At 66.8% G+C, this 519-nt stretch carries 1 protein-coding gene; it reads right to left on the bottom strand.

Going from position 1 to position 519, the window contains the following annotated elements:
• Nucleotides 1-519: glutathione S-transferase (locus tag ACXJKJ_RS32220; RefSeq protein WP_457395828.1), on the bottom strand; the 519-nt coding region annotated here is incomplete at both ends.

The raw sequence follows: 519 nt of genomic DNA, 5'->3' as shown, positions 1-519 counted from the left end.
GGAACATGTACTCCAGCCCGCTCAGCAGCTGGAACAGTGACAGGTCCACGTAAGAGTGCTCGCGCAGCGGATGACGCTCGCCGTTGTCCTTCAGCACGCCTTCGAAGTAGCCCAGGAATTTCGGCAGCCGCTCGGTCCGCATCGCCGCGGCGCGTGCCTTGGCTTCGTGCTTCTGGTMCTCGTAGTACGTCGATGCGGAGATCGGGTGGTGGGTGTCGTGCACTTCGGCGACCAGGTCGGCGATGGTCAACTGCAGCTGCAGCGCCTGCTGACGGCGTGAGGCCGCCTCGGGCACCAGGCCGAGCTCCGGCGCAAGGTAGTCCAGGATCGCGCCCACCTGGGCGATCACCTGCCTGCCACTCTTCAGAAAAGGCGGGGCGAACGGGCGCAGGCCGTCTTCCTTGCCCTGCAGGAACGGCTGCATCACCGCGTCGCCATGCACGCGCGCCATGTCGGTGTAGGCCGCGCCAGCATCTTCCAGCGCCAGCCGGATGAACTCGCCACGGCCCTGGATGCCGG

Source organism: Roseateles sp. P5_E1, from assembly GCF_054049335.1.
Note: the sequence above shows the minus strand (reverse complement) of the source record. Positions and strands in the feature narration are given on the sequence as shown.